Genomic DNA, 24,798 nt, shown 5'->3' with positions numbered 1-24,798 from the left:
CTCATGGTGCCAGACGCTGGCGCCGCCAGCCTTCGCCATCTCGCTGATAATCCAGCCGGTCATGCAGACGGCTCGAGCGTCCTTGCCAGAACTCGATACGATGCGGGACTAGACGATAACCGCCCCAATGCGGGGGACGCGGAGGCTCTTCCTGACGGGCGAAACGTGTCTGGATTTCGGCGACTCTGGCTTCAAGTTCCTCACGACCAGTGATCACACGGCTCTGAGGTGAGGCCCAAGCCCCCAGGCGACTGCCTAGCGGACGCACACGGTAATAGGCGTCCGACTCTTCGGCACTTACCTGCTCGATGGTACCTTCGATACGAACCTGTCGCTCCAGCGTAGGCCAGAAGAAAGTCATGGCGGCTTTGGGCTGAACAGCTATTTGCTGTCCTTTGGCACTTTCGTAATTGGTATAAAAAACGAAGCCATGGGAGTCGACCCCCTTGAGCAATAGCACGCGACAATGCGGTTGCTGCTCGGCGTCAACCGTTGCCAGAACCATAGCATTAGCCTCTACAGGTGGCTGCTCGGTTCTAACCGCCTCCTCGAACCACTGACCAAAAAGAATAAACGGATCGGTGGGTGCCTGGGCCTCAGTAAGCCCATCGCGTGTGTAGTCACGACGCATATCAGCCAGCGTCTGGGTCATAGCAAGCTCCTGTCCGGGAATGGAACTTACAGCTTACCCAGTCATGCGCAAGGTTGCTTGTCTCATGGCAGGGGTTGAAACGATTAGGGCATCCGGACCGGTGATACAGATCCGGATGCCCTAGTACTCAGCGCTTTGCTTGCAAGGAAGCGAGCGAAGCCAGAACCATGGCGCGAGGCTGGATCAGCACTTCAACGCGACGGTTGAGTGCCCGGCCTTCAGGACTTGCGTTATCGGCGCGTGGTTGGGTAGCACTGAGACCACGTACGACAAGACGGGAGCCTCCCATGCCACTGAGGCGGAAAATCGAGGCGACGGCTTTGGCTCGACCCAGGCTGAGCTTATCGTTGACGGCTTCACTGCCGGTACTGTCGGTATGCCCTAGAATGATAACTCCGTTCTCCTCATCCTGGCCGACCAGTTTTGCTGTACGTCCCAACGGACCAAGCATGGACGGCAGCAGCATTTCCGCGCGGTCCGGATTGAAGGAATCATCTACGTTGGCAATCAATACCAAGCCATTCTCACGGCGCTCCACCTGAACCTTGCTACCCGCTACCGCTTCCCGGATAGCCTTTTCATGTAATTCGAACCATTCCTGGCTGACCTTGAGTTCCTGGGCTTTCGCTGCTGCCTTGGTCTCGGTTACAGTCTTATCGCCCTTGCTAAAGGGCCACCACCAGTGCCCTTTATCCGCATCGGCCTGTATCTGCGGTACCGGCGCGGCAGGTTTTTCTATATGTGCGGTTTCGTCCTTATAAAAAGAACTGCAAGCGGAAATGCTCATGCATAGTACGAGAGTGGTGGTCTTGAGCAGCTTCATGCCTTTTCCCTATCGCGTGCAGGCCAGCCGAGAGCATTCGGCAAGGCAAAGTTAAAGTGACTTCTTAGATTGTGTCTGCAACACATTATTTCGCAAGGGCTCCCTTTGGTATGAAAGAAGCCAACTGACAAGCGGTTGGCTTTTATTCACCCTGCCCTACTTGAAGCCAACCCGCATCGTTAATGCAAGCTCGCTTCTGGCATCCAGGTAGCCACCGCCTGAATAGACAAATGGCTGTAACGGTGCCCATGAACAGGCGGTCATCATTTGCCTCTCACTCCGGTAAGTGGCCGAGCGCAAATTCTTCTTAATCCCTACAGGCACTCCCCTACAGCCTTTGCCAAACGCTGAGCCCGAGGGTCCATCAGGACATAAGGTCCCAATGTATTAGTGACAAAGCCGAACGCTACATCACGCTCGGGATCGGCGAAGCCAACCGACCCACCAGCGCCCGGATGACCAAACGCTTGCGCGCCAAGCCCATACGTTGCGTTGGCCTGCTCAGGCTGATCCAGCATAAAGCCCAGCCCGAACCGGGTAGACGTCAACAGCGTACGGTCTTCGCCTACGCTGTGCTCCCGTAGCATTTCAGCTAGCAGCACCTTATCCAGGAGCGCTCCCTGTAATAGCGCATTGTAAAAGCCTGCCAATGATCGTGCATTGCCATGCCCATTGGCCGCTGGCTGCTCGAAGCGACGCCACTCTGGCTTGTTGGTGCTTGTGAGCACACCGGGCGGATTGATGAATGCACGTGTGCTCAGGGCTTCCGGCTCGGTCATGGTCGTCCGGATCAGGCGCTGCGCAGCGGCATCACCCATGTCGCCCTTACCGCGTGTGATATGGGCAACACGGTCGAATTCGCTGTCGGCCAGTCCGATGTGAAAATCCAGATTCAAGGGCTGAGCAGTACGGGCTACGATGACCTGCCCGGCAGAGCGGCTCTCCAAACGACGAATAAGCTCGCCGACCAGCCAGCCATAAGTAATTGGTGCGTAGCCATGGGCCTGGCCCGGTATCCACCAGGGCGCTTCGGCGGCTAGGGCTGCCGTCATGGTCGACCAGTCATACAAGGCATCTGCCGGCAGAGGAGTTCTCAGGGCAGACAAGCCCGATTGATGACAAAGCAGCTGACGAACCGTGATGGAGCCTTTGTTTACGGCTGCAAATTCAGGCCAATAACGTGCTACCGGCGCATCCAGCTCCAGCTTTCCCTCTTGAACCAATTGCAGGGCCGCCACTGCGGTATACGCCTTGGTGCACGAGAACAAATTTAAGATTGTATCGGCATGCCATGCCGACTGCGCATCCTTGTCGGCTGTTCCGGCCCAGAGATCAATTACCGTCTCGCCCCCGACCTGAACGCACAATGCCGCCCCACGTGTTTGCAGACCTTGTGCCTCGGTGAACAGCTCGCTGAAACGATCCTTGACGGTTTCGAATGCAAGGTCGTAATACCCTTGAATCTGCACGCTTTCTCCTTATGTTTGGGTACGACTGGGTTATAGGTATGGCTATAGATTACAGGGCCACTATCACTCAAAAACCAGCCGTATCCTGCCCACGAGCCAGGGAGTGGGCATTTTTTACAGAAAATTAGGCTTTCACGCTTTTCTCGCTGGATAGTATGTCTTGCATACCCTTCATACAGTCCGCTGCATATTGCTCTATTTAGTAATCTGCCCAAACCACTAATTAAGCAATTTTTGACAGCGGCCAAGAATCTTTTCAAACAGCGCCAAACGTTGCCCATCGCTCCACGGGTACGCAGGATTTTGCCCCGTCATATCACAGCCCAAGGGCCAGCCTGACAGCATGGAACGAAATGGTATTCTGGATTCGGAGCTTTGCTGTAGGGCCTGCTCGTTCAACACCTGAGCATAGGCGCCATCCCTGCCAGTGCCCCGAGGTCGTTGGGGCAGAGATTGTGTTCGTCTCAGTCTATTTCAAGACGAAACGGCGGCAGGGTGCTCAGGATCGCTTTACCGTAGCGTTGCGTCACGACACGGCGGTCTAACAGGCTAATGGTGCCGCTGTCCGACTCGGTCCGCAGTAGACGTCCACAGGCCTGAATCAGCCGCAGCGACGCATCAGGCACAGCGATTTCCATGAAGGGGTTGCCGCCACGCGCTTCGATCCATTCGGCCAAAGCGGCTTCGACCGGATCGTCCGGTACGGCAAAAGGAATCTTGGCAATGACCACATGCTCACAGTACGCACCCGGGAGATCCACCCCTTCGGCAAAGCTGGCCAGACCGAACAGGACACTCGGCTCGCCACTGTCGACGCGTGAACGATGTTTGTTCAAGGTTTCCTGCTTGGACAGATTGCCCTGAATGAATACACGCCGGCGCCAGTCCTTTTCCAATCCGTCGAATACATCCTGCATCTGCCGCCGGGACGAGAAGAGCACCAGCGAGCCCTTGGCACCTTCGAGCATGCTGGGCAGTTCGCGAACAATGGCCGCAGTATGTGCTGCAGAGTCACGCGGATCGGCGTTTAGATTCGGCACCCTCAGCACCCCCGCCTCGGCATGCTTGAAGGGACTGGGCACAACCGCCGTGCTGGCATTACGAGGCAATCCCGAGCGCATACGAAAGCGATCAAACGTACCCAATGCCGTCAAGGTTGCCGAAGTAACCACCGCCCCGAACGCCACATTCCACAATGTGCGACGCAATGTTTCAGCCGCCAGGATAGGACTGGCATTGACTTCAATATCATATAAAGAGCCGTACTCGACCAGAGTCAACCAGCGCGCCATGGGTGGGCTGTCCTCAGGATCCTCCAGGGTAAAGGCAGTCCAAAGCTCCCAGCTACCCTGCGCTCGGGCCAGCAGGCTACCAAATAAGGGATACCACTCCTCGGCTTGATAGCTGGCGACACCAATGGACTTTTCACCGTCCATGGCCTCTTTGAGCAGATCGGTCAGTCGCGTAAATAGATCGGTAAGCCGGGCATAGCCCTTTTTGAGCTCGATGCCCATTTCGCGCAAATCGGCCGGCACAAGGCCGCCGGTAAAACGATGCCGTGGACGCTCGCGGCCAGCCATATCCTCACCGGCTCGGAAGTCGGCCAACGCTTCGCAGGCAGTAAACATAAACTGCTGCTGCGTCCTGAGGTCCCGGGCTAATTCCGGGATCTGCTCGATCAGTCGCCCCAACTCGCCTGGCAACGGATGCTGTGCCAGTAGTTTGGTCAGATTCTTGGCTATCTGCTCAAGCCATTCAGCTGTCGAACGCAGCCGAGTAAAATGCGCAAAGTGGCCTATGGCCTTGTCCGGCAGGTGGTGGCCTTCATCGAAAACATAAATCGTATCGCGCGGGTCAGGCAAAATCGCTCCGCCGCCCAGTGCTAGATCAGCCAGAACGAGGTCGTGATTGGTCACGATCACATCCACTTTGGTCATGCCTTCACGAGCCTTGAAAAAGGCACACTGCTGAAAGTTCGGGCAATGCCGATTGGTGCACTGACTATGATCGGTAGTAATCCGCGACCAATGCTCATCCTCGATCGCCTCCGGCCAACTGTCCCGGTCGCCATCCCAACGGTTGCCGGCCAGGCGCTCGATCATCTTGGTAAACAGCTTTTGCCCGGCCTCGTCGACTTCGATATTGAACCCATCGTCGGCGAACAGTTGTGCCGTGGTGTTTTGTGCTTCGCTCTCCTGCAGCATCAGATCCAGTCGGGAGAGGCATAAATAGCGCCCTCGTCCCTTCGCCAGGGCGAAGTTGAACGAAAGCCCACTGTTACGCAGGAGGTCAGGCAAATCTTTGTTGACGATCTGTTCCTGTAACGCCACTGTCGCCGTCGCGATTACCAGACGCTTGTCAGCCGCCTTGGCGGCAGGAATAGCCGCCAGGCTATAGGCTACAGTCTTGCCAGTACCCGTCCCTGCCTCTACTGCCACGACCGCGGGATCACCGACGCGGCGTCCTTCGTCGTCCTGCTCGATAGCGCCGATGCCTTTGGCAGTTTCGGCAATCATTAGGCGCTGACCATAGCGCGCCTTGAGCGATTTGGCTTCTAGAAAGCGGGTATAGGCCCCCTGGATCTGGGACTTGAGTTCGTCGCTAAGCATGGATTCCTCGACAGGGAAGCGCCTGGCACGCTTCCGGGGCATCGTACGGGAAGCGATCCCCATCAGGCACAAAGGACTGTATAAAATATCAGTAGCTTAAAGAGGTGGCTATCATAATGCGTCTTTGCCGACGTACTGACAGTCGCGGCGGATCTTACACCGCAGCATTGGATTTCGCGGGCAAGCGATGCCAGTGAAACACTCCGAACAGCATTACACCCAAGCGGCTGCGCCAAGGCGTCGGGCTCCGTCGAATCCGCCCGTTGAGCAGAAGCACTTCCAGGCCATGCACGATCAACAAGCCGACGCCAGCCAAATTCAACAGGACGTCAAATGGATAAGCGAACGGCTTGACCAGGTTGGCTATTACGACCAGCCAAAACAGCAGGGAAATGAGTTTGCCTAAAAAAATCAATAATGAAGACATGCCATACACTTGAAAAATGAAGAGTTGAATCGGGCCTAGTGTACTCCTCTCGGAGTCAACTATCGCCCTTAAGCAAGCCTAGCCGCTACTGCCCACTTACCGTTGAATACCTTCCGATAGTCGGAAACTCCTTTAGACCTACTCAAGACGCTTGGCTATTGGCCGTCATAGCGGACAGATCCCGTGTTGTCTTTCTGTCTGGGTGGTCCTGTGGTGAAAAGGAAAGCGTCTTCTATTACCTGGCTGGCACCTATGGCCCTGCTGAGTTCTTTTTCAGAGGCCAGCGAGCTCAGTTGGAACCTGAAACTGATTGGCTTGACGCCTAGCTTCTATGCCAGTTAGCCGCTGGGACAAGGGGTTCGTGTAGGCGTATTGGACGGCCTGGCTGATTATCGCCACGGGGAATTCGGCACTCGCCTCGATCGCAGCTGGCTCAGTCCTTATGGGTACTACACAAGCTTTGACAACCACGGTACGCATGTTGCTGGGATCATTGGTGCCGCCCTGGACGGAAAAGGAACCCTGGGTGTAGCGCCACGTGTTAGTTTGTCGAACGTGGCCGTGTTCGATAGCCGTGGCTGGGTGACCGGTGCGACGACCACGGCGGCTATTGCGCGTGTCGTCGCTGATGGTGCACGTGTTGTTAACATGAGCTATGGCCCTGTGGTCACAGGCGATCTGGCCTCACCAGAAACCCTGAGAGCTATTACTACCTACCGTAATCAGACAGTAGCCGTACTGGCTGCCGGTAATAGCGGCGTTGCCCTGAAAAATGAACCCTGGTCCTTGCAGAGTGCTCCGCTGAACAACCTGATCATTGTGGGTAGCGTGGACAGTAACAAGGTTCGCTCCTCATTTTCCAACGTGCCGGGCGAGGCCTGCTTTACTACCCGCCAATGCCTGGAGGCCGATAAATTCAAATACCGTTTCCTCATGGCGCCCGGCGGACGATGGATACCCTCCACCGCACCTGGTAACCGCTATCTGGGAATTGCCGGAACCTCCATGGCTGCGCCACATGTAGCGGGTGCGGCAGCGCTTTTGATCTCGAAGTGGCCCTTCCTCACTCCGGACCAAACAGTTGATATCTTGTTCAAGTCGGCTGAAGACCTGGGCCAAAAAGGAGTCGACCCGATCTATGGATGGGGTCTTCTACGGGTCGATCGCGCCGTGTCGCCGATTGGCCAAACCCGTATCGCCACAGGAAATAGCGTTACCGGCAAGAGTGCTTCTGCCAGCACCACGCGGCTGATCACACCAACAGCCATGGGCAACAGCCGCGCCTTGAAGTCAGCAATGCGGAATGCCGTCGTTTTTGATGATCTTGGCCGTGATTTCCAGGCCGACGCCAGCCAATGGACTTATAGCCATCACGCAGCTCTCGATTTGTCCCGTCATTTCTCTCGGTTGAGCCCTACAGGCGAGCAGACGGTAATTTCTCAGCCATTGGCGCCAGGGTTGACCCTGACAAGTCTTAGTACACCGGCGCTTAGGGGTGAGCAGGAAGGATTCGGTGTGCTTGAGCCTTCCGCCGAAGATAAAAGACTGGCACGCATGCCAGCCTGGCGTCTGGACAAGCAAACTGAGAATTTGTCGCTCAGCCTAGGAAAAGGATTCTCATTCAGCCAAGCCCTGCTGGGCACGTCATCCGAACCGCTGTTCCTAAGCGACGAAGCAGCGCCAGAACTGCCGCTCCTCGGGCTAGCCCGACAAAATACTTTTGCCATGAGTCGCATCCAACTGACCAATACGCTGGCGTTTGCGACCGGCTTTAGCGAGCTGTCCGATTCAACGTTAACAACCCGTAATGCACAGGGCACTCTTCTGGTAGCCCGGGCTACTTATACGCCTAGCGAGCGTGTTGAATTTTCGCTGACGCAGACAGTTCTTGATGAAAAGAACATGACACTGGGCAGTCCCTCGGCGGGTGCGTTAACCTTGGGCAAGGCGGCCCATACCGTGGCGACAGGCGTAGCCATGACAGTAAAACCCTTACCGTCGCTGCGGGCGCAACTGCACCTGACCGAGGCGGTCACCCGGCTTGAGGGCAGCAGCGACTCCCTGTTCCGCTCCGTCGATAATCTTCCCAGCCGCTCCTACGGCGGCTCCCTTGTCAAAACCGGTGTTTTCAAGGCTACGGACGAGCTAGGCCTGAGCCTAACGAAACCCCTGCGGGTGAACGGCGCTAGTGCAGCTCTGGATGTACCGGTAGGCAGAACGGATCAAGGCACCGTGCTCTACGAACACCGCAGAGTCAACCTGGAGCCAGAGGGCAGTCAGACCGACATCGAGCTGAGCTATCGCGGCAAGCTTGGGCAGCGTACCGGGTTCGGCGTAAACCTGTTTCATCAAGACCAGTTCAACCATGAGCGCGGAGAACGTAACACGGGTGCCTCCCTCAGCTTCAAGGTTGATTTTTAAGCGTCACCAAACAATAAAAAAGGGCCTGTCAGGCCCTGTTTTATTAACATCCTTATTCACGCTCGATAAGAATTTCCACCCGGCGATTCATAGCGCGGCCTTCGGCCGTTTCGTTGGTGGCTACCGGCTGGCTTTCACCCATTCCGCTTACCGATACGATGCTGGCTGACGGTACACCAGCCTGGACAAGATAATTACGTACCGATGCGGCACGACGCTCCGATAAACGCTGGTTATAAGCATCGCTGCCTTTGCTATCGGTATGCCCGGAGATGGACAGGCGGGTAGACGCTGCTTCATTCTTGAGCCGTGAGGCTACAGTATCGAGCTGTGCGCGGTCTGATGGGCTAATCTCGGCCGAATCGAAAGCAAAATGCAGATCACGTACAACGATAGTTTCCTGCCGCGGTAGCGGTGCGGGGGCCGGTGCGGGTGTAGGTGGCGGCGCTACAGGCTCTATAGCTGCCACTTGCTCTTCACCTTGCCCGTGGACGTAGCAATAGGCTCCTGCCGTAGTACCTGCGGCAAGAGCGCCCCAACCGGCATAGCTGCTACTTTCAATGGCCCCGACGGCAGCGCCGGTAGCGGCACCAATCGCGGCGCAGGCCGGCCAGTCGGATTTCTGTACGCCAGCGCATCCGGTCAGCACACTACCTACCAGAGCAAGAGGTAAAACAGTCCTTCTAATACTCATCGTTGTCTCCCGTATAGGACAGAAAGAAGCAAGATCGAAGAGGTGTGGGACATCGGTTTTTTGCCCTACCAGACTGACGGTCAAAGCCAGCTCTTGACAGTGCTGCCTGATTAGGCTCCATGTTAATAACGAGGTTCCCTGTATGCCTGACATATTCTCTTCACGAACGCCCCAGCAGGCACTAGCCGCCCTGCTCGATCATTACGCACCTACCCGCCTGCTAGTGGTCAGCGCCAGTGAGATGCCTGCCGTAGAGGCATTTAAGGCCGCTCATGAGAGCTGTAACCTTACTCAGTCCGTGCCTGGCATCCTCAGCCCTGCGGTCACTGAGCATCGCTACGACCTGGCTATTCTGGCGGACTGCCTGGAACACCTGCCCCGGCGCGAGGGTTTGGAACTACTTGGTGGCATCCGTAACCTCAATGCCAGCCGGGTAGCCGTTTTGGTCGACCTTGCCGCTAGCGCTTGGCTGGCAACCGACTTTTATGCCCTAGCCATGCAGGCCAGCGAACGCTTCGAGCGGGACGGCCAGACACTCGTGCTGTTCACTTATGATTTGCATGATTACAAGCAGGTCCCAGACTGGCTTAACGCCCGCTTCTGGGCTAACCCTGAACTTTTTGGAAAATACTGGTGGTAAGGATGACTGCACCCATTTGTCCCTGTGGCAGCGGTGAATTGCTCGATGTTTGTTGCGGTCGCTATCACGCTGGCGCGCCAGCACCTACAGCCGAAGCCCTGATGCGCTCTCGCTACAGCGCCTATGCGCTGAGCCTTATCGATTATTTGGTTGCTACGACCCTGCCAGCCCAACAAAAGAGACTTGATGTCGAATCCATCAAAGCGTGGAGTACAAACAGTGTCTGGCTTGGTCTGGACGTGGAGCGTCATGAGCCGCTGGGCGGGACGCCTGAGCATGCGTTAGTGGAATTTGTGGCGCGATGGCACGATGAACAGGGTGATCATGCCCACCGCGAGCGCTCGGCTTTCGTACAGATTGATAGCCGCTGGTATTTTCTGGACCCCACCGTTCCCCTGGCTGCAGGCCGCAACGACCCCTGCCCCTGCGGCAGTAAGGGCAAGTTCAAGAAATGCTGCGGCCCATTCCTGCCCTGATATTCTTCAGAGCAGTTTGAGGTGAGAAGTGTCAGGCACCGGAGCCGGTGCCTCGGGCGTGGCTTCGCCGATGTCGCTACCGGCGGGCGCTAGCGTATAGCGACTCAAGTCCAGCGCAGGCGGCGCCACCTCAGCGGCTGGATCCTGCAAGTCGGCTCCTACAGGGGCCAGGCCGAAATCAGGCGCATCTACATTAGCGAATGCGGCCATGACCTCATCACGAGGCGCTACTGAAACACGGGTAGCCGTGGGGGCAGCCTCTGATACCGGGGCAGGCGTTTTTGAGGGTTCGACAGGCGGAGACGCCAATTCGATTTCCTCCACATCTGGCATCGGCACGACCTCCACGCGAGCGCCCGCCTGTGCCAGTGCGGCCCGATACTTTTCTGCCGCGGCGGCATCGAGCCGGTTCTTGATGATTACGCGGCGTCCCGAGAATAATTGCGCAATCCGCCGCTCGTCTGCCTGGAATAGCCGGGTCAGGTTGGCTCGTACTTGGCGTTCTTCGGCCCCTTCAATCAATTCAGCGGAAAAGGCAATTTCATATAGCGTCATGTTCATCATCCCGTCTTGCCAAGGCGGTATAAGCATGGAGCGATCAAGCCTTCCCGACAAGCACACCTGGCATAAAAGGAAAACGACCTCTACCTGCCGGTGTTGTAATAAAACATGAGTATGACTCACATTTGGGTTATGGTTTGAGCCAGGTCTCACTTTATAACGATCAGACCTGCAGTCATCTACTGCGCCTTGCGCCGTGACCACTACTGCCCTTGTTATGGAGTCAAAACATGTTCTTCCGGGCGTACGACACAAGGATCCTGGGTATTTCTCTAGGGCTTTTTCTATTATTCGGACTGACTGGATGCAGTTGGTTTGGCCGTAGCTTCGAAGATCCTGAAGTCCAGCTCACCCAGGTTGACCTGGTAAAAGCCAGACTATGGGGGCAGGAGTTCTTGCTCCACTTCCAAGTGGAAAACCCCAATAGCAGGGAACTACCCATCCGCGGCTTGAGTTATACGGTATACCTTGAAGAGATTCCGCTGGCTCACGGCGAAACCGGCCAGCACTTTACGGTGCCGGCAAACGGCTCGAAGGATTTCACGGTCCCCGTTCAGACAAACCTGTGGCGTTACATGAAAGACGTGGTCCGGATGATCAAGCGAACCCATGACCCCATCCATTACCGTCTGGATGGCGAAATCAAAACGGGCTTGATGTTTGGCCGCAGTGTCTATATATCGCGCAGCGGCGAAATCGTTCCGAATAATTTTCTACCGGAGTAAGCAATGAACCAGCAGCCCCATGTCCATGGTCCGGATTGTAATCACGACCACGATCATGACCACCATGGTCATGTCCACGGCCCCCACTGCAACCACGGTCCGGCCGAACCCGTACGCAATCCGCTGAAAGCCATCGGCCGTAACGACCCCTGCCCCTGCGGTAGCCAGAAGAAATACAAGAAGTGTCACGGCGCCTGATCGCCACGGCCCGCTTCCGGCGGGCCCTTCTCGCTCATCGCTTGACCACGAACTGACGCCGCTCTTGCTGGTCACTTTCAAGGCAACGCTTGCCTTGGAGCCCTCAGATGATCGATCTTTATTACTGGACAACCCCTAACGGCCACAAAATTACGCTCTTTCTTGAAGAGGCCGGGTTGCCCTACCGTATTCACCCCATCGACATCACAAAAGATGATCAATACGCGCCCGATTTTTTGAAAATCTCGCCAAACAACAAAATTCCGGCGATCATCGATCAGGAGCCCGCCGATAATGGAAACCCCATTACACTGTTCGAATCTGGCGCCATTTTGCTTTATCTGGCTGAGAAAACCGGCAAGTTCATTCCGCTAAATACTCGGGGCCGCCAAGAGGTCATGCAGTGGCTCTTCTGGCAAATGGGTGGGCTGGGGCCGATGGCAGGTCAGAATCATCATTTCGGCCGTTTCGCCCCGGAAAAAATCCCGTACGCCATTAACCGTTATGTCAAGGAAACAGCCCGTCTATACAGCGTGCTGGACAAGCGACTTGCCGACCGCGACTTCGTAGCAGGCGGTGAATACACCATTGCCGATATGGCAATTTACCCCTGGATCGTGCCCCATGACTGGCAGCAGCAGGACCTGAACAACTTCCCCAACATCAAGCGTTGGTTCGAAACCATTGCTATGCGAACAGCTACTGTGCGCGCCTATGACATCGTCGCCAGGGTCAACCCACCCAAGGCCTCCTGAGCGTTAGCCGTCAGGCTTGAAAGGCCGGCCATTCTGGTCTTTCCTATAAAACGGACCGAGCCTGTCGAATTGGCAAGCGAGGGACGGTATGGACGAGCGGCATAAAAGGCAGGACAGCCCCTTGCCTGTCTCTAGCTGGCTCACTAACGTAGCGCGCCTTTGCCCCTCCGCGCCTTTTGAGAAGCTTTCGTCCATGGACTTGCGTGCACCCCAGCATTTGCTCTGCCGTTTCGGCCTTTTGTCCCTGCTGTCCCTGGGCGGCCTGACTGGTTGTCAGACCTACCTAGACAACCATTATGCGAGCAGCCTTCCGCCAACAGCAGGCGTATACCCAATCAAAGGACTGGCTGAAAACGCTTCGATCCGGCGCAACGCCTTGGGCGTTCCGTTGATTGAAACAACAACCTTTCACGATGCGCTGTTTACCTTGGGCTATGTGCATGCCTCGGACCGCCTGAGCCAAATGGTTGGCATGCGCCTGTTGGCACAGGGACGCCTGGCGGAAATGGTAGGCCCCGGGGCGTTGGAAATCGACCGATTTATGCGTGCCGTTAATCTGCGCAAGAGCGCCGAGGTGACATATAAAAATGCTTCACCGCGTCTGCAAAAATTCTTTGAAGTTTACGCACGAGGCGTAAATGCCTACCTGTTCCGTTACCGGGACAATCTACCTATGGATCTTGCCGCCAGCGGTTACCAGCCGGAGTATTGGAAGCCTGAAGACTCCGCCCTGCTGTTTGCTCTGCTCAACTTCAGCCTGGCGGTCAATTTAAAGGAAGAAATTGCCAGTTTGTCCCTGGCGCAGAGTGTTGGTCTCGACAAAGTGGCCTGGCTGCTGCCGAGCTACCCGGACGAACCCCTGCCCTTTGATGAAGCCGAAAAGCTGAAGGGCCTTTCGCTCACCGGGCAGATTCCCGGCTTCGCCACTCTGCTCCAGACCACGGACCAGATCGCCCAGCTCAATACGATGGGGGTAGCCGCGTCCAATAATTGGGCTATCACTCCGCAGCGTAGCCACAGCGGCAAAAGCCTTCTGGCTAACGATACCCACCTCCCGCTAGCAATGCCGTCGCTCTGGAACTACGTACACATCCGTGCACCACGCTATCAGGCAGCCGGCGTATCCCTGGCCGGTATTCCAGCAGTCGTAGCCGGCTTCAATGGCAAGCTGGCCTGGGGTATGACCATGGTCATGGGAGACACGCAAGATCTGTATCTGGAAAAGATCCGCCTGCAGGGCACCACGCTGATGTATGAGGCTGACGGACAATGGAAACCTGCTACGGCACGTCAGGAAACCTTTTTCATTAAAGGCCAGCGGCCCGTCCGCGAGACGCTGTATGAAACCCGCCACGGCCCGCTTCTCAATAATGTCTTGAATACCCAGGATCAAGGCATCCAGCCGCTCCCTCTAAAGACCCGTTATGGTCTTGCCTTGCGTACTACCCAGCTTGAAGCGGATCAATCACTGGATGCCTTTTTCGACCTGTCACGCGCCCAGACGGTAGAGCGCGCTTTCGAACTGGCCCGAGACATTCGTGCCATCCCTCTGAATCTGGTTTTCGCCGATGCCGAGCATGTTGGCTGGCAGGTAACCGGCCGCTATCCAAATCGACAGGAAGGGCGCGGTCTGCTGCCCTCTCCGGGCTGGGACAGCCATTACGAATGGGATGGCTTCGCCGACACCATGCTGCACCCCTATGATCAGGACCCACCAACCGGCTGGCTGGGTACGGCGAATAACCGTACTGTTCCGCGTGGCTACGGTATGCAGCTTTCCAGTTCGTGGCACTACCCGGAACGGGCAGAGCGCATCGCTCAACTGGCCGGCAGCCAGACCCGTCATGATGTGCGCAGCATGATAGCCATGCAGTACGATCAGACCACACCCATGGCTGCCAAGCTCAAGGCCATGCTAACTGCGCCGGGCATGGCCCAGCCTCTCAAGACGGCAATCGAAGCCTTGCCTGCGGATCAGCGCACCCGCGCTCGTGAAGCCCTCGACCGGCTCACAGGCTTTGATGGGCGCCTTGCGGCCAGCTCCGGCGATGCTGCGTTGTATGAAGCCTTCCTGCAGGAAAGCGCCCGCCACACGTTTGCTGACGAGCTGGGCGGCACAGACAGTGCGGCTTGGAACGCCTTGGTCGAAACGGCCGATCTGTCTTATTCAGCCCAGGCTGATCACTTGCTTGGGCGCGACGACAGCCCTTTCTGGGATGATATTCGCACCCCGCAGGCTGAAGACAAACCGGCCATCCTGGCTCGTAGCCTTGCAGCTGCCGTCATGACCTGCGAGCAGATCATGGGAAGCAACCGCAATGCCTGGCAATGGGGCCGGCTGCATACCTATACCTGGCAGACCAACAGCAGCAAGCTGGCGCCACTTCTGGAACCAGCCCAGCGCGCCAAGCTTGCCGCTACCAAAGGCTATCTCAATCATGGCCCGGTACCAGCTGGCGGTGATTTCTCTACGCTTAATGTATCGGCTTATCACTGGGGCAAGGGGTTCGATACATGGCTAGTGCCTTCCATGCGACTGATCGTGGATTTCGGCCAGCCCGAACCCATGCTGGCACTAAACAGTAGCGGTCAATCTGGCAATCCGGCCAGCCCGCACTATGAGGACGGCATCCAGGCTTGGCTCAAAGGCAACTACATGAGCTTTCCGTTCCAGCCGCAAAACATGAACAAGGTATACGGCACCCAACGCCTGACCTTAACCCCAGATAGATAAGCCATTCTCTGGCACATGACTTGCTTGACTTGATCCTACAGGAGCGGATACCAACGGCGGTGTCCGCTTCAAATCGATCGACAACGGCGTCGTTTAAGGCTGATTACTGCCATTTCCAGCCTGAACGACGCTTTTTTGTTTTACGTCTGCCAAGGTTTGTCATGATGACTATCAACCCTCTCGCCTGGGTATCAGGCTCGGATGCACCAGAACGGAGCATCGTGAACCTGGGATTCATGCCTCTGACCGATGCTGCCTCCCTGATCGTAGCGGCCACTCAAGGCTTCGCCCAACCGTATGGATTGACGCTGCGGCTGCATCGGCAGCCCTCATGGTCCGCGCTTCGCGATAACCTGCTCAACGGTGAGCTGGATGCCGCACATAGCCTATACAGCATGATCTATGGCCTACAGCTTGGCCTGAGCGGGTCGTCTGCTACCGATATGGCGATCCTGATGGGCCTGGCGCAAAATGGACAAAGCATTAACCTCTCGGCCACCCTGGCTGCAGAGGGCATTGTTACCGCTGATGCCTTGAGCCGGCGCATTCACCAACCCGGGCAAGCCCCGCTGACACTGGCCCATACGCTACCAACCAGCACCCATGCACTTTGGCTGTACTACTGGCTGGCAGCCCAAGGCATTCACCCCCTTGAAGATACCCATACCGCCGTCGTCCCGCCGCCACTGATGGTGGAACACCTGCGTGCCGGGCGTATTGATGGCTATTGTGTCGGCGAGCCGTGGGGAGCCGTGGCGACCGAGCAGGGCTTGGGCGTTACGCTGGCAACTTCGCAGTCCATCTGGCCGGACCACCCGGAAAAAGTGTTGGCCTGTACCCTCGCCTTTGCCCAACAGAATCCCAATACGGCACGGGCTCTGATTTGCGCCCTTCTCGATGCCAGCCGCTTCATCGAGGAAAGCCTGGAAAACCGTCGCAGCACCGCTCAACTCATTAGTGGCGAGGCTTATGTTAATGCGCCTCTCACCGCCATTGAGCCCCGCATGATAGGCAACTATGAGGACGGACTGGGCCACTGTTGGACCGATCCTCATCCACTCAGCTTTTTCCGCGAAGGAAACGTGAATATGCCCTACCTGTCAGATGGCATGTGGTTCATGACTCAATTCCGTCGCTGGGGGCTATTACGAAGCGATCCCGATTATCTCGGCATCGCAACCCAAGTCCAGCAACTTGCGTTGTACCGCGAAGCGGCCGAGCACGTTGGTGTCATAGTGCCGGAGCATACTATGCGTAGTGCCCGGCTCATGGATGGCCGCCTCTGGGACGGGCAAAACCCTGCCGCCTATGCGCGCTGTTTTCCACTGCATGCCTTGGCCGACATACCTTTGCATCAATCGTACTAGCTTCGAGGCGACGAGCACCATGCGCATTCTGCTTATCGACGATACCCCGAAGAAAGTAGGCCGCCTCAAAGCGGCTCTGCTGGAGGCCGGCTTCGATGTGATCGAAGAGTCCGGCCTGACAATTGATCTGCCTGCGCGGATCGAGGCCTTACGGCCCGACGTTATTCTGTTTGATACCCAATCGCCCAGCCGGGACGTGATGGAACAGGTTTGCCTGGTTACACGCGATCGCCCCCGGCCGATTATCATGTTCACGGATGAGCACGACCCCAACGTGATGCGCCAAGCGATCCAGTCCGGTGTCAGCGCATACATCGTAGAGGGTATTCATGCCCAACGTCTGCAACCCATTCTTGATGTTGCCATGGCGCGCTTCGAGACCGACCAGGCGCTACGGGCACAACTTCAAGCCCGCGATCAGCAACTGGCCGAGCGCAAGCGTATTGAGCTGGCGAAAGGCATGTTGATGAAAATGCGTGATTGCAACGAGGAGCAGGCCTATACCCTGATGCGAAGGCAGGCCATGAGCAAACAGCAAAAATTGATTCAGGTGGCCGAGCAGATCATTACCATGAATGAACTGCTCGGTTTTCAGCCCTAGGTCAGTATTCTGGACTCGTCAGGTCAGTCAGGGCTGGCGAGTCGCTCTCACTGGCCAAGTCGCTCATGTACACTTGGTTACGTCCACGGTTCTTAGCCTCGTAGAGCGCCTTATCGGCTGTATGCAATAGCTGATCAGCGTGCGTACCGTGCTGCGGATACAAGGCGATCCCCAGGGAAATGCTAATGGGCCCCAGCGGGCCGCCGCCATAAATAACCTGCATATGCGAGACCGCCTCACGCAGGGCCTCGCAGCGCGACAAGGCACCGGCCGGTGTGCAATCCGGCAGGATCAATGCGAACTCTTCCCCCCCGTAACGACAAGCCAGATCACTGGCCCGAACCAGCCGCTTCATTTCTACGGCAAGATGCCGGAGTACCGCATCGCCAGCCTCGTGACCGTGGTTATCGTTGAACCGCTTGAAGTGGTCAACATCCAAGAGCACCACCGCGGTAGTCGCCTGGTTGCGCCCGGCCCGCAGCAGTTCACGGCTCAGCGTTTCGTCCAGGAAACGGCGATTGTGCAGTCCCGTGAGCGCATCTACGATGGATTGATGTCTCAGGCTATCCCGCAACGCCAGGTTGGCGACGCCCAAGGACACCTGCTCGGCAAAGGCCTCGGCCAGCTCCATACCGGATACAGGGTGACTGCATAACGTGAGTACGCCTATCGGCTCGCCTTGCGCCATAAGCGGCACGCAGGCGTAACCATCACCTGCCAGAGGGATATCCGTCATGTGAGAGCAGATCAGATCCGTGCTGACATCACTTACCTTATGAGTCTGTCCGCGACGAATAGACCAGCACTGATGAGGCTCGAACAATGTTTTCTGTGCTTCCCAACCATTCCATGCACCAACCATCTCAAGCACATCGCGGGAAGGATGATAAAGGTGAATACAGCCAGGTGCGCTACCAAAAAGCTGCTTGGCGAAACGCGTGATGATGTCGTAACACTCAGGAAAGTCAGTCGTAGAATGCAGCGCGCCTGCCATTCGGCTCATGAGAACGGTCTCATGGTTACGCAGGCGAAGTCGCTCCATGCCATGAGCCAACTCTTCAGACAATTCAAACAACTTGCGCTCGCTTTCCTGGGTTTCGCGCAGGATGCGAAAGGTAAATTTGTACAAGAGGGCAATCAGGAACAGATCGAGCAAGGCTATGCACAGTAACGCGATACGAACGATCTGCCGCCGCAGTTCGGTTGTCTGCTCCAGCATCAAACCCTGCTGCTTCAAACGCGCTTCAATGGCTCCGGCCTCCTGCCGTATCAAGTCCATTAGCCGCTTACCCTCACCGACATTAACGCGAGCAATGGCAGCCTCCTGACCTTGCTCGCGGCGCAGCTCGATCACGCTGTTCCAGTAATTGCGCTGCTGTATGATCTGCTGTTGCAAAACGGTAAATTCAGGAAATCTGTCTGGATCAAGCTCCTGCGCCAATGGCCCCAGTAAATGGTCGACCTCGGCATACCCCTGGAATAGAGGGGTCAGGTAATCTTCTCGCCCGGTCAGAATAAAACCACGCTGGCCCGTTTCGCCGTCTTTGATCGCCGACAGCAGCTGCTGGACTCTATGCAGGCGAAACTCATGTACCTCGTACTCATCCAGTACTGCCTTGATCCAGTCGGTACTGAGCAGGGGCACCAGGATATTGATCACCAACATGATGATGATCAGAATAAATCTGCTACGCAGCTGCGAAGCCGTGTTGGTCATCTATTGCGTCCAGTTATCACTCAATCGGGCCTTGAGCGGTAGATTTCTACGGTTTACCAGGTTCAGATACTTTCCTGTATCGAACCGTGCATTCAAAACTGAAGAGGCTCTGATCACTTTATTCTACGGCCTGCCTATAAGCAGCTGCCTTTGGCCGGAGGGTCAATGAAGCAACCTGTCCCGGGAGCCATAGTGTCTTAGGCGATGTCTATTGAACACTGCTCCTATCTGGGCTATAAGCCACGGAAAGCCACGTATGGAAACCGCCATGTTCAAACGCTTGATCGGCCTGTTCAACACACCTTCGGAAGAAGAATTGAAACTGGCGCAAACGATCAACAATTCGTATAAATCCCTGCGCGTCGTTGGTCGGGGCACCATCCGTATTGATCCTGAGGAAATCTTCGAATCCCCGGAGTTCAAACAGGATCTGGCCCGCGCCAAACGTCTCGTCAGCGATTAAATGTTCCTTCTCCTTCTTCTGCCTATTCTGGTCAGCGGCTTTCTGGTCTGCCACTGGCACCCGCTGTACTATTTTCGGCTGCACCGTTACGAAGGCCAGTACCTGTATCTGCAAAGTGCCCGGTTGGGCCTGTTCTGCTCACTCATGGCGCTGGTGCTTCACCTTGCTCTGTTTCTTGTAGTTTCGAACCGAAGCTGGCCTGTGGGCGCCTATACCCTCTCGCTGAACTACTTTACAGCTTTGGCCCGACTGATTCAGCGCACTGGCACCATCGAAGCAGCCTCCCAGGCTACTCAGATGGCCTGGATTCTGATCCTGACGATTACGGCGCTGTTAATCCCCAGGTGCTGGGCCGTCCTGGCCAAAGTAAACCTTAAGCTCCGGTACGGCCTAAAGGAAGAGAACTACGCGACCTTTATCATGGCCGGCCTGCTTAAGGACAGCCCCCTAGACGACCTGCTACTCAATGCAACGATCAACAAGGAAACGCTCATGCTTTCCCTGGATGAGCGCAAGGTTTATGTGGGGCGGATCACGACACTGGGCGAACCCAGCGAGACGGAAGGTGCTGACCAGGAGGTCTGCATCAAGCCCATCATGAGCGGCTACCGCGACAAAGATAAACTCTGGGTAACCTTTACAACCCATTACGCCGAGGCCGACAAGGACATTTACCTAACGATCAAGCAAAGCCAGATCGTATCCGCCACGAAATTCGATTTCGATGCGTATGAGCGGTTCGTCCGCAGCAAAAAGGTCGAGCCGACCGTCTGAAGCAATCTGCACGACAAACCTGTCGTGCTCCATCTTCGAGCACTCTTGCCCCACCGTGCGCCGTATTGACACTGAAAACCGCACCTTCAGTTCTTCCCGTATATCTCTATAGCCTCGAGATTGAGCACCTAACCAATCTGGCGCGTCCTTTGCAAGAACAGTATCAACGGTAACCAACGGCGGTTGCCACTCTACGACAAAGGCGTCGCGTTGCCCCTGCCCCGGCAGAGGGTGACGTGGCGCCTTTGTCGTTTCAGCCCCAGCGCTTGGGGCAAATGGACGCACCATAGCAATGTTGAATGCAGATGCTCCGGCACTCCGCCATGCAAACGGTCGCGTTCATCTTGTGATGTTCGAACACAACCCCTGGCCTGCGGCAGGTCATCGTCGATTACGAGGTGCACGAATGAACACGAGTTTCTGGAAAGCCGGGCACGCGCCTACCCTTTTCGCGGCGTTTTTGTATTTCGATCTGAGCTTTATGGTGTGGTATGTACTAGGCCCCTTGGCCGTTCAGATCGCCACGGACCTGGAACTAACCACCCAACAGCGCAGCATGATGGTCGCCACGCCCATTTTGGCAGGTGCGGTGCTGCGTTTGGTTCTGGGTTTCATCGCCGACACGCTTTCACCTAAAACAGCCGGCATCATTGGGCAGGTCGCGGTTATCGTTGCCTTGTTCACCGCATGGCAGCTGGGTATCGATACCTATCAACAGGCACTCCTCCTGGGGCTTTTCCTGGGCTTTGCCGGTGCTTCTTTCGCAGTAGCCCTGCCACTAGCCTCGCAATGGTATCCACCACAGCATCAGGGCAAGGCCATGGGAATCGCCGGGGCCGGCAACTCCGGTACCGTGTTCGCGGCCTTGTTTGCGCCCGGCCTGGCCAAACTGTTCGGCTGGACGAACGTATTCGGCTTCGCCCTGATCCCACTGATTGCCACGTTGATTTTCTTTGTTATCTTCGCCCGCAATGCGCCTGAGCGGCCTGCCCCAAAAAAACTGGCCGACTATGGAAAAGCGTTGGGCGACAAGGACAGCTGGTGGTTCATGTTTTTCTATAGCGTGACCTTTGGCGGTTTTCTCGGGCTCGCCAGTACATTGCCAGGCTACTTTCACGATCAATACGGCCTGGAGCCAGTTATCGCCGGTTATTACACCGCCGCCTGCGTATTTGCCGGCAGCCTGATGCGCCCGTTAGGCGGCGCCTTAGCCGACCGGATTGGCGGTATTCGCTGTCTGCTGGGCATGTATACCGTAGCCGCCATCTGTATTGCAGCCGTCGGTTTCCATCTGCCCAACGCCATGGCCGCCCTGGCCCTGTTCGTAGTGGCCATGCTCAGTCTGGGCGCTGGTAATGGCTCGGTGTTCCAGCTGGTGCCCCAGCGCTTCCGCAAGGAGATTGGCGTCATGACCGGCCTGATCGGTATGGCCGGCGGCATTGGCGGTTTCGCCCTGACGGCAGGCCTAGGCGCCATCAAGCAGTCTACAGGTGACTATCAACTGGGCCTCTGGCTATTCGCTTCCCTGGGTGTCCTGGCCTGGTTCGGCCTGTTGAGCGTCAAGCGCCGCTGGAGAACAACGTGGGGGTCGGCCGCAGTTACTGCCGCCCGCGTTTGATCACTCGCAGTCTCGCCCGGGTTATGCTCAGGCGAGTCATGACAAGAAGGCTGCCCGCTACGGCCTTCTTGTCGATTCGATTCTTTCATCACGAGACCGTATGGACTCCTTTTGTCTGCTCAGGCGTTTCTGGCCATGCCCTTGATGCTTACTCTTGGCGAATCCTCAGCTACCGGCCCACGCGCTGAGAATCAAGACGCCCTGCGTAGCGTTACGCCCAGCCCGTCATTGAGCAACAGCAAGGGTCACCTGTTTGCCCTGGCCGATGGGGTGAGCCAGTGCGCCGATGGCGGTCTTGCTGCACACTCGACTGTTCAGGCCCTGGCCCTGGACTACTATTCCACGCCAGAAACCTGGCCAGTGGCGCAAGCGCTTGATCGCCTGCTCCTGGCACAAAACCGCTGGCTCCAGGCGGCTGGCAATGGTCAACCCTTATTAACGACGTTGACCGCTTTAGTGCTGCGAGGACATCGCTTCACCCTGGCTCATGTGGGCGACTGCCGTGCTTACCACTGGCGAGACGGTGAACTGTATTGCCTGACAGAAGATCATGTCTGGCAGCAGCCGGGCATGCAGCATGTTTTAACGCGGGCGATGGGGCTGGAAGCCCATTTGGTCGTGGATTTCCGTGAGGGAGAGCTACGTACCGGCGACGTATTTGCACTGGTCAGCGATGGCGTCTGGGCCACGCTAGGTGATGAGGGTGTCCGCCGCATCCTGTCCGATGAACCAGCAATGAACGCTGCAGCCCAGGCCCTGACCCGTGCCGCTCATTTGGCAGGCAGCCAGGATAATGCCAGCGCCCTGCTGATTCGAATCGACGGTTTACCGGAAAGACAACTGGCTGACAGCCTGGCTGCCGTGGAAAGCTGGCCCCTTCCACCGCGCCTGAAGGAAGGCCAGGTATTCGAGGGCTGGCAAGTGACCCAGCGCACTGCAGCCTCTCAGCAATCCTGGCTATACCGCGTGCATGACGAGACGGGCCACGCCTGGTTACTCAAGACCTTGCCACCTGCCCTTCAGGACGACACCCATGCTGCTCAGGCATTGCTCATGGAGGAGTGGTTTTTGCGGCGTGTAGCAGGCCGCGCGTTCGTTGAGCTGCATCCACTGCCCCACCGCCAGCACCTTTACTATGTACAGCGTGAGTACGCTGGGCAGACGCTGGCCGAACAGCTCCGGCAGAGGGGCCCGCTTCCTTTGGGCGAATGGCTGGATACAGCTACTCGCTTGCTGCGTGCGGTAGGGCAGCTACACCGACGCAACATTCTGCACCGTGACATTAAGCCCGAAAACCTGCATCGGGGTGATGACGGAGAGTTGAGACTTTTGGACTTCGGGCTGGCCTACTGCCCAGGGCTCTCTCGTGCAGAAGCACATACTGTACCCGGCACGCCTACCTATCTGGCACCCGAAGCTTTTGAAGGCGTAGCGCCTACACCGCAGCAGGATCTATTCGCAGTAGGCGTTACCCTTTATCAATTACTGACAGACCATTATCCATACGGCGAAATCGAGGCTTTTCAGCGCCCGCGCTTTGGTCAACCCGGAAATGCCCTGCGCTACCGACCGGACGCCCCAGCCTGGCTGAACGACTGGCTTCAGCGTTGCGTGGCTGCCGACCCCGCTGAACGTTTCGAAACGGCCGAACAGGCGCTCCTGGCCCTTGAGCAGGCAGAGCAACAGCCAGCGCCACGGCCACGACCACTGATGGAGCAAAATCCGGTGGGTTTCTGGCGCAGCGTGGCCTGCGTATCACTGTTGGTGAATATGCTGATGCTTCTGATATGGCTTTATCGTCAGTAAACCTTGGCCTGCCAGAGAAAGGTTGCAAGCGCATTACGCCAGATCCCGGTCGATCGGAACGGCATCAGGGCCAGCCGGTTATAGGCCTATTTGCAGGCTGGCTAGTAGGCCTGTTAGATAACTAACCAGCACGTTTAAGCGCTTCAAGTAGGCTTTCTTGGCTACGCTGTTATACAGGCGGGTCAAATTGGAAAACATGCATGGTGCCACTACCCCGCCCCGCTTAGTAGCAACACGGCAAGGATCGGCTTGAAGACCTTGCGAAACGTGAACGGCGTCAGGATCAGCCATTCAGGACATAAAGGGCGAATCTTCAGCATGGCGGAAGGGAATACCAGAAGTCTGCTGAGGCCATCTTCACTCCTTCGTGAAGATGGCCTGTTAAAAACGTTCCGTTAAACCGCTTCTCAAAAGAGCCGTTGACAGTGTAAAAGTAACGCGGGATTTCGATTCCAGACGGCATGCTTGTTCAGCTCCAAGCATAAGCCTCGATAAGAAAACCAAAAATGGGAGCTCATCATGGCCCGCATCGAACTCAACCTTCCAAGCGACCAGTTCTATTTCACAACGTACCAAACGGTCCGCAGTACCGACATCAATGCCGGTGGCCATCTGAGTAACGAGTCGATGATTTCCATGATCTCTGAAGCTCGTACTCGCTTCATGTTCTACTACGGAATCAGGGATGGCTCCGAGGATGGCATCGGCACGATGGTGACCGATCTTGCCACTGTCTACCTGGCCGAAGCCTTCGCCCGCGATAAGCTGCAGTTCGACATAGGTGTCATGGATTTCAACAAGTACGGCGGCGATATGATTTTCCGGATCACGCGGCCTGATACCGATACGTTGATCGCACTCGCCAAGTGCGGGTTCGTGTTTTACAACTATCGGGAAAAGCATATCGAACCGATGCCCAAGCCATTCCACCGGACCTTTCCCAAGGTCAACTGGGTCAGCGACCAACCGTCTTCGGGTATGCAAAACCTGACGCCAATCCGGGAGGGATCGCACGGTTAATGTGCATGGCGCATCAGGGTGGTGCATGAATAGGGCCGTTCATGCCCTGCCCTAACAGTAAAACCTCCGCATTATTCGCTAGTTACAAAACTGGCACGTCCTCTGCTTAAGGATAGGCATACATCAAGCGCAGCCTTCAATGGCGAATGGCGGCGCTCCCGATTGAACGGGACCGGACAAAGGCGTCCTCGCACTCTAGTGATTGTGCGAGACGCCTTTTTTGTTGCCTCGATTTAAGTGCGAGACCG

The 24,798-nt window shown here is 56.5% G+C and carries 22 protein-coding genes; 14 read left to right on the top strand and 8 right to left on the bottom strand.

The window, feature by feature from the left end; genetic code table 11:
* Position 1: 1 nt before the first annotated feature.
* The 5 genes from pdxH to IQ22_RS14125 form a co-directional block, all read right to left on the bottom strand.
* On the bottom strand, positions 2-652 hold the full coding sequence (gene pdxH / locus IQ22_RS14145; protein ID WP_145143082.1) for a pyridoxamine 5'-phosphate oxidase: 651 nt from the start codon (positions 650-652) through the stop codon (positions 2-4).
* A 127-nt stretch (positions 653-779) separates the two neighbouring features.
* Positions 780-1,475, bottom strand: coding sequence for an OmpA family protein (locus IQ22_RS14140; protein WP_145143080.1), 696 nt, complete (start codon positions 1,473-1,475; stop codon positions 780-782).
* Between the two features lie 314 nt (positions 1,476-1,789).
* On the bottom strand, positions 1,790-2,944 hold the full coding sequence (locus IQ22_RS14135; RefSeq protein WP_145143078.1) for a serine hydrolase domain-containing protein: 1,155 nt from the start codon (positions 2,942-2,944) through the stop codon (positions 1,790-1,792).
* A 464-nt stretch (positions 2,945-3,408) separates the two neighbouring features.
* Entirely contained in the window at positions 3,409-5,553 is a 2,145-nt protein-coding gene (gene dinG, locus IQ22_RS14130) for an ATP-dependent DNA helicase DinG (RefSeq protein ID WP_145143076.1), read from the bottom strand.
* A gap of 154 nt (positions 5,554-5,707) precedes the next feature.
* Positions 5,708-5,980: a DUF1145 domain-containing protein gene (locus IQ22_RS14125; protein ID WP_145143074.1), complete on the bottom strand. Its 273-nt coding sequence runs from the start codon at positions 5,978-5,980 to the stop codon at positions 5,708-5,710.
* 345 nt (positions 5,981-6,325) lie between these two features.
* On the opposite strand from IQ22_RS14125, the gene IQ22_RS14120 reads away from it, so the two are divergent.
* Positions 6,326-8,401, top strand: coding sequence for a S8 family peptidase (locus tag IQ22_RS14120; RefSeq protein ID WP_145143072.1), 2,076 nt, complete (start codon positions 6,326-6,328; stop codon positions 8,399-8,401).
* Positions 8,402-8,453: 52 nt separating this feature from the next.
* Here the strand turns inward: IQ22_RS14120 and IQ22_RS14115 are convergent, their stop codons facing one another.
* Complete coding sequence (locus tag IQ22_RS14115; protein ID WP_145143070.1) at positions 8,454-9,095, bottom strand: PA1041 family peptidoglycan-binding anchor lipoprotein; 642 nt, start codon at positions 9,093-9,095, stop codon at positions 8,454-8,456.
* Between the two features lie 142 nt (positions 9,096-9,237).
* Here IQ22_RS14115 and IQ22_RS14110 point away from each other — a divergent pair, with 142 nt between their 5' ends.
* Positions 9,238-9,735: a DUF6231 family protein gene (locus IQ22_RS14110; RefSeq protein ID WP_145143069.1), complete on the top strand. Its 498-nt coding sequence runs from the start codon at positions 9,238-9,240 to the stop codon at positions 9,733-9,735.
* Positions 9,736-9,737: 2 nt separating this feature from the next.
* Positions 9,738-10,211 carry a YchJ family protein gene (locus IQ22_RS14105; protein WP_145143067.1) on the top strand — a complete coding sequence of 158 codons (474 nt, stop codon included), beginning with the start codon at positions 9,738-9,740 and terminating at the stop codon, positions 10,209-10,211.
* A gap of 6 nt (positions 10,212-10,217) precedes the next feature.
* Here the strand turns inward: IQ22_RS14105 and IQ22_RS14100 are convergent, their stop codons facing one another.
* Positions 10,218-10,766 carry a flagellar biosynthesis protein FlhF gene (locus IQ22_RS14100; RefSeq protein WP_145143337.1) on the bottom strand — a complete coding sequence of 183 codons (549 nt, stop codon included), beginning with the start codon at positions 10,764-10,766 and terminating at the stop codon, positions 10,218-10,220.
* A gap of 236 nt (positions 10,767-11,002) precedes the next feature.
* Here IQ22_RS14100 and IQ22_RS14095 point away from each other — a divergent pair, with 236 nt between their 5' ends.
* From IQ22_RS14095 to IQ22_RS14070, 6 genes are all read left to right on the top strand, one after another.
* The gene (locus IQ22_RS14095; RefSeq protein ID WP_145143065.1) at positions 11,003-11,497 is read left to right on the top strand and encodes an LEA/WHy family protein; all 495 of its coding nucleotides are present in this window, start codon (positions 11,003-11,005) and stop codon (positions 11,495-11,497) included.
* A gap of 3 nt (positions 11,498-11,500) precedes the next feature.
* Positions 11,501-11,695, top strand: a complete 195-nt coding sequence (locus IQ22_RS14090) for an SEC-C metal-binding domain-containing protein (RefSeq protein WP_145143063.1) — start codon at positions 11,501-11,503, stop codon at positions 11,693-11,695.
* Positions 11,696-11,802: 107 nt separating this feature from the next.
* On the top strand, positions 11,803-12,450 hold the full coding sequence (locus IQ22_RS14085; RefSeq protein ID WP_145143061.1) for a glutathione binding-like protein: 648 nt from the start codon (positions 11,803-11,805) through the stop codon (positions 12,448-12,450).
* A gap of 193 nt (positions 12,451-12,643) precedes the next feature.
* Complete coding sequence (locus IQ22_RS14080) at positions 12,644-15,184, top strand: penicillin acylase family protein (RefSeq protein WP_145143059.1); 2,541 nt, start codon at positions 12,644-12,646, stop codon at positions 15,182-15,184.
* A 164-nt stretch (positions 15,185-15,348) separates the two neighbouring features.
* Complete coding sequence (locus IQ22_RS14075) at positions 15,349-16,551, top strand: CmpA/NrtA family ABC transporter substrate-binding protein (RefSeq protein WP_244309159.1); 1,203 nt, start codon at positions 15,349-15,351, stop codon at positions 16,549-16,551.
* A 19-nt stretch (positions 16,552-16,570) separates the two neighbouring features.
* The gene (locus IQ22_RS14070; RefSeq protein ID WP_145143055.1) at positions 16,571-17,152 is read left to right on the top strand and encodes an ANTAR domain-containing response regulator; all 582 of its coding nucleotides are present in this window, start codon (positions 16,571-16,573) and stop codon (positions 17,150-17,152) included.
* 1 nt (position 17,153) lies between these two features.
* On the opposite strand, the gene IQ22_RS14065 is transcribed toward IQ22_RS14070, so the two are convergent.
* Positions 17,154-18,869 carry a diguanylate cyclase gene (locus IQ22_RS14065; RefSeq protein WP_145143053.1) on the bottom strand — a complete coding sequence of 572 codons (1,716 nt, stop codon included), beginning with the start codon at positions 18,867-18,869 and terminating at the stop codon, positions 17,154-17,156.
* 256 nt (positions 18,870-19,125) lie between these two features.
* Here IQ22_RS14065 and IQ22_RS14060 point away from each other — a divergent pair, with 256 nt between their 5' ends.
* The 5 genes from IQ22_RS14060 (at position 19,126) to IQ22_RS14040 (ending at position 24,550) form a co-directional block, all read left to right on the top strand.
* Complete coding sequence (locus IQ22_RS14060; RefSeq protein ID WP_208733641.1) at positions 19,126-19,332, top strand: hypothetical protein; 207 nt, start codon at positions 19,126-19,128, stop codon at positions 19,330-19,332.
* The gene (locus tag IQ22_RS14055; protein WP_145143049.1) at positions 19,333-20,106 is read left to right on the top strand and encodes a hypothetical protein; all 774 of its coding nucleotides are present in this window, start codon (positions 19,333-19,335) and stop codon (positions 20,104-20,106) included.
* A 406-nt stretch (positions 20,107-20,512) separates the two neighbouring features.
* Positions 20,513-21,724 (top strand): nitrate/nitrite transporter, encoded by a 1,212-nt coding sequence (locus IQ22_RS14050; protein ID WP_145143335.1) that lies wholly within the window; start codon positions 20,513-20,515, stop codon positions 21,722-21,724.
* 135 nt (positions 21,725-21,859) lie between these two features.
* Entirely contained in the window at positions 21,860-23,530 is a 1,671-nt protein-coding gene (locus IQ22_RS14045) for a bifunctional protein-serine/threonine kinase/phosphatase (protein ID WP_145143046.1), read from the top strand.
* Positions 23,531-24,049: 519 nt separating this feature from the next.
* Positions 24,050-24,550 carry a thioesterase family protein gene (locus tag IQ22_RS14040; protein WP_145143044.1) on the top strand — a complete coding sequence of 167 codons (501 nt, stop codon included), beginning with the start codon at positions 24,050-24,052 and terminating at the stop codon, positions 24,548-24,550.
* The last annotated feature ends 248 nt before the right edge of the window (positions 24,551-24,798 follow it).

Source organism: Pseudomonas duriflava, from assembly GCF_007830155.1.
Lineage (GTDB): Bacteria > Pseudomonadota > Gammaproteobacteria > Pseudomonadales > Pseudomonadaceae > Chryseomonas > Chryseomonas duriflava.
This window is presented reverse-complemented; position numbering and strand designations above follow the sequence as displayed.

Excerpts from the sequence above, each read along its gene's own strand:
- pdxH (WP_145143082.1), bottom strand. The coding sequence starts at position 652 with ATGACCCAGACGCTGGCTGATATGCGTCGTGACTACACACGCGATGGG.
- IQ22_RS14140 (WP_145143080.1), bottom strand. The coding sequence starts at position 1,475 with ATGAAGCTGCTCAAGACCACCACTCTCGTACTATGCATGAGCATTTCC.
- dinG (WP_145143076.1), bottom strand. The coding sequence starts at position 5,553 with ATGCTTAGCGACGAACTCAAGTCCCAGATCCAGGGGGCCTATACCCGC.
- IQ22_RS14125 (WP_145143074.1), bottom strand. The coding sequence starts at position 5,980 with ATGTCTTCATTATTGATTTTTTTAGGCAAACTCATTTCCCTGCTGTTT.
- IQ22_RS14115 (WP_145143070.1), bottom strand. The coding sequence starts at position 9,095 with ATGAGTATTAGAAGGACTGTTTTACCTCTTGCTCTGGTAGGTAGTGTG.
- IQ22_RS14110 (WP_145143069.1), top strand. The coding sequence starts at position 9,238 with ATGCCTGACATATTCTCTTCACGAACGCCCCAGCAGGCACTAGCCGCC.
- IQ22_RS14105 (WP_145143067.1), top strand. The coding sequence starts at position 9,738 with ATGACTGCACCCATTTGTCCCTGTGGCAGCGGTGAATTGCTCGATGTT.
- IQ22_RS14100 (WP_145143337.1), bottom strand. The coding sequence starts at position 10,766 with ATGACGCTATATGAAATTGCCTTTTCCGCTGAATTGATTGAAGGGGCC.
- IQ22_RS14095 (WP_145143065.1), top strand. The coding sequence starts at position 11,003 with ATGTTCTTCCGGGCGTACGACACAAGGATCCTGGGTATTTCTCTAGGG.
- IQ22_RS14090 (WP_145143063.1), top strand. The coding sequence starts at position 11,501 with ATGAACCAGCAGCCCCATGTCCATGGTCCGGATTGTAATCACGACCAC.
- IQ22_RS14085 (WP_145143061.1), top strand. The coding sequence starts at position 11,803 with ATGATCGATCTTTATTACTGGACAACCCCTAACGGCCACAAAATTACG.
- IQ22_RS14080 (WP_145143059.1), top strand. The coding sequence starts at position 12,644 with ATGGACTTGCGTGCACCCCAGCATTTGCTCTGCCGTTTCGGCCTTTTG.
- IQ22_RS14075 (WP_244309159.1), top strand. The coding sequence starts at position 15,349 with ATGACTATCAACCCTCTCGCCTGGGTATCAGGCTCGGATGCACCAGAA.
- IQ22_RS14070 (WP_145143055.1), top strand. The coding sequence starts at position 16,571 with ATGCGCATTCTGCTTATCGACGATACCCCGAAGAAAGTAGGCCGCCTC.
- IQ22_RS14065 (WP_145143053.1), bottom strand. The coding sequence starts at position 18,869 with ATGACCAACACGGCTTCGCAGCTGCGTAGCAGATTTATTCTGATCATC.
- IQ22_RS14060 (WP_208733641.1), top strand. The coding sequence starts at position 19,126 with ATGGAAACCGCCATGTTCAAACGCTTGATCGGCCTGTTCAACACACCT.
- IQ22_RS14055 (WP_145143049.1), top strand. The coding sequence starts at position 19,333 with ATGTTCCTTCTCCTTCTTCTGCCTATTCTGGTCAGCGGCTTTCTGGTC.
- IQ22_RS14050 (WP_145143335.1), top strand. The coding sequence starts at position 20,513 with ATGAACACGAGTTTCTGGAAAGCCGGGCACGCGCCTACCCTTTTCGCG.
- IQ22_RS14045 (WP_145143046.1), top strand. The coding sequence starts at position 21,860 with ATGCCCTTGATGCTTACTCTTGGCGAATCCTCAGCTACCGGCCCACGC.
- IQ22_RS14040 (WP_145143044.1), top strand. The coding sequence starts at position 24,050 with ATGGCCCGCATCGAACTCAACCTTCCAAGCGACCAGTTCTATTTCACA.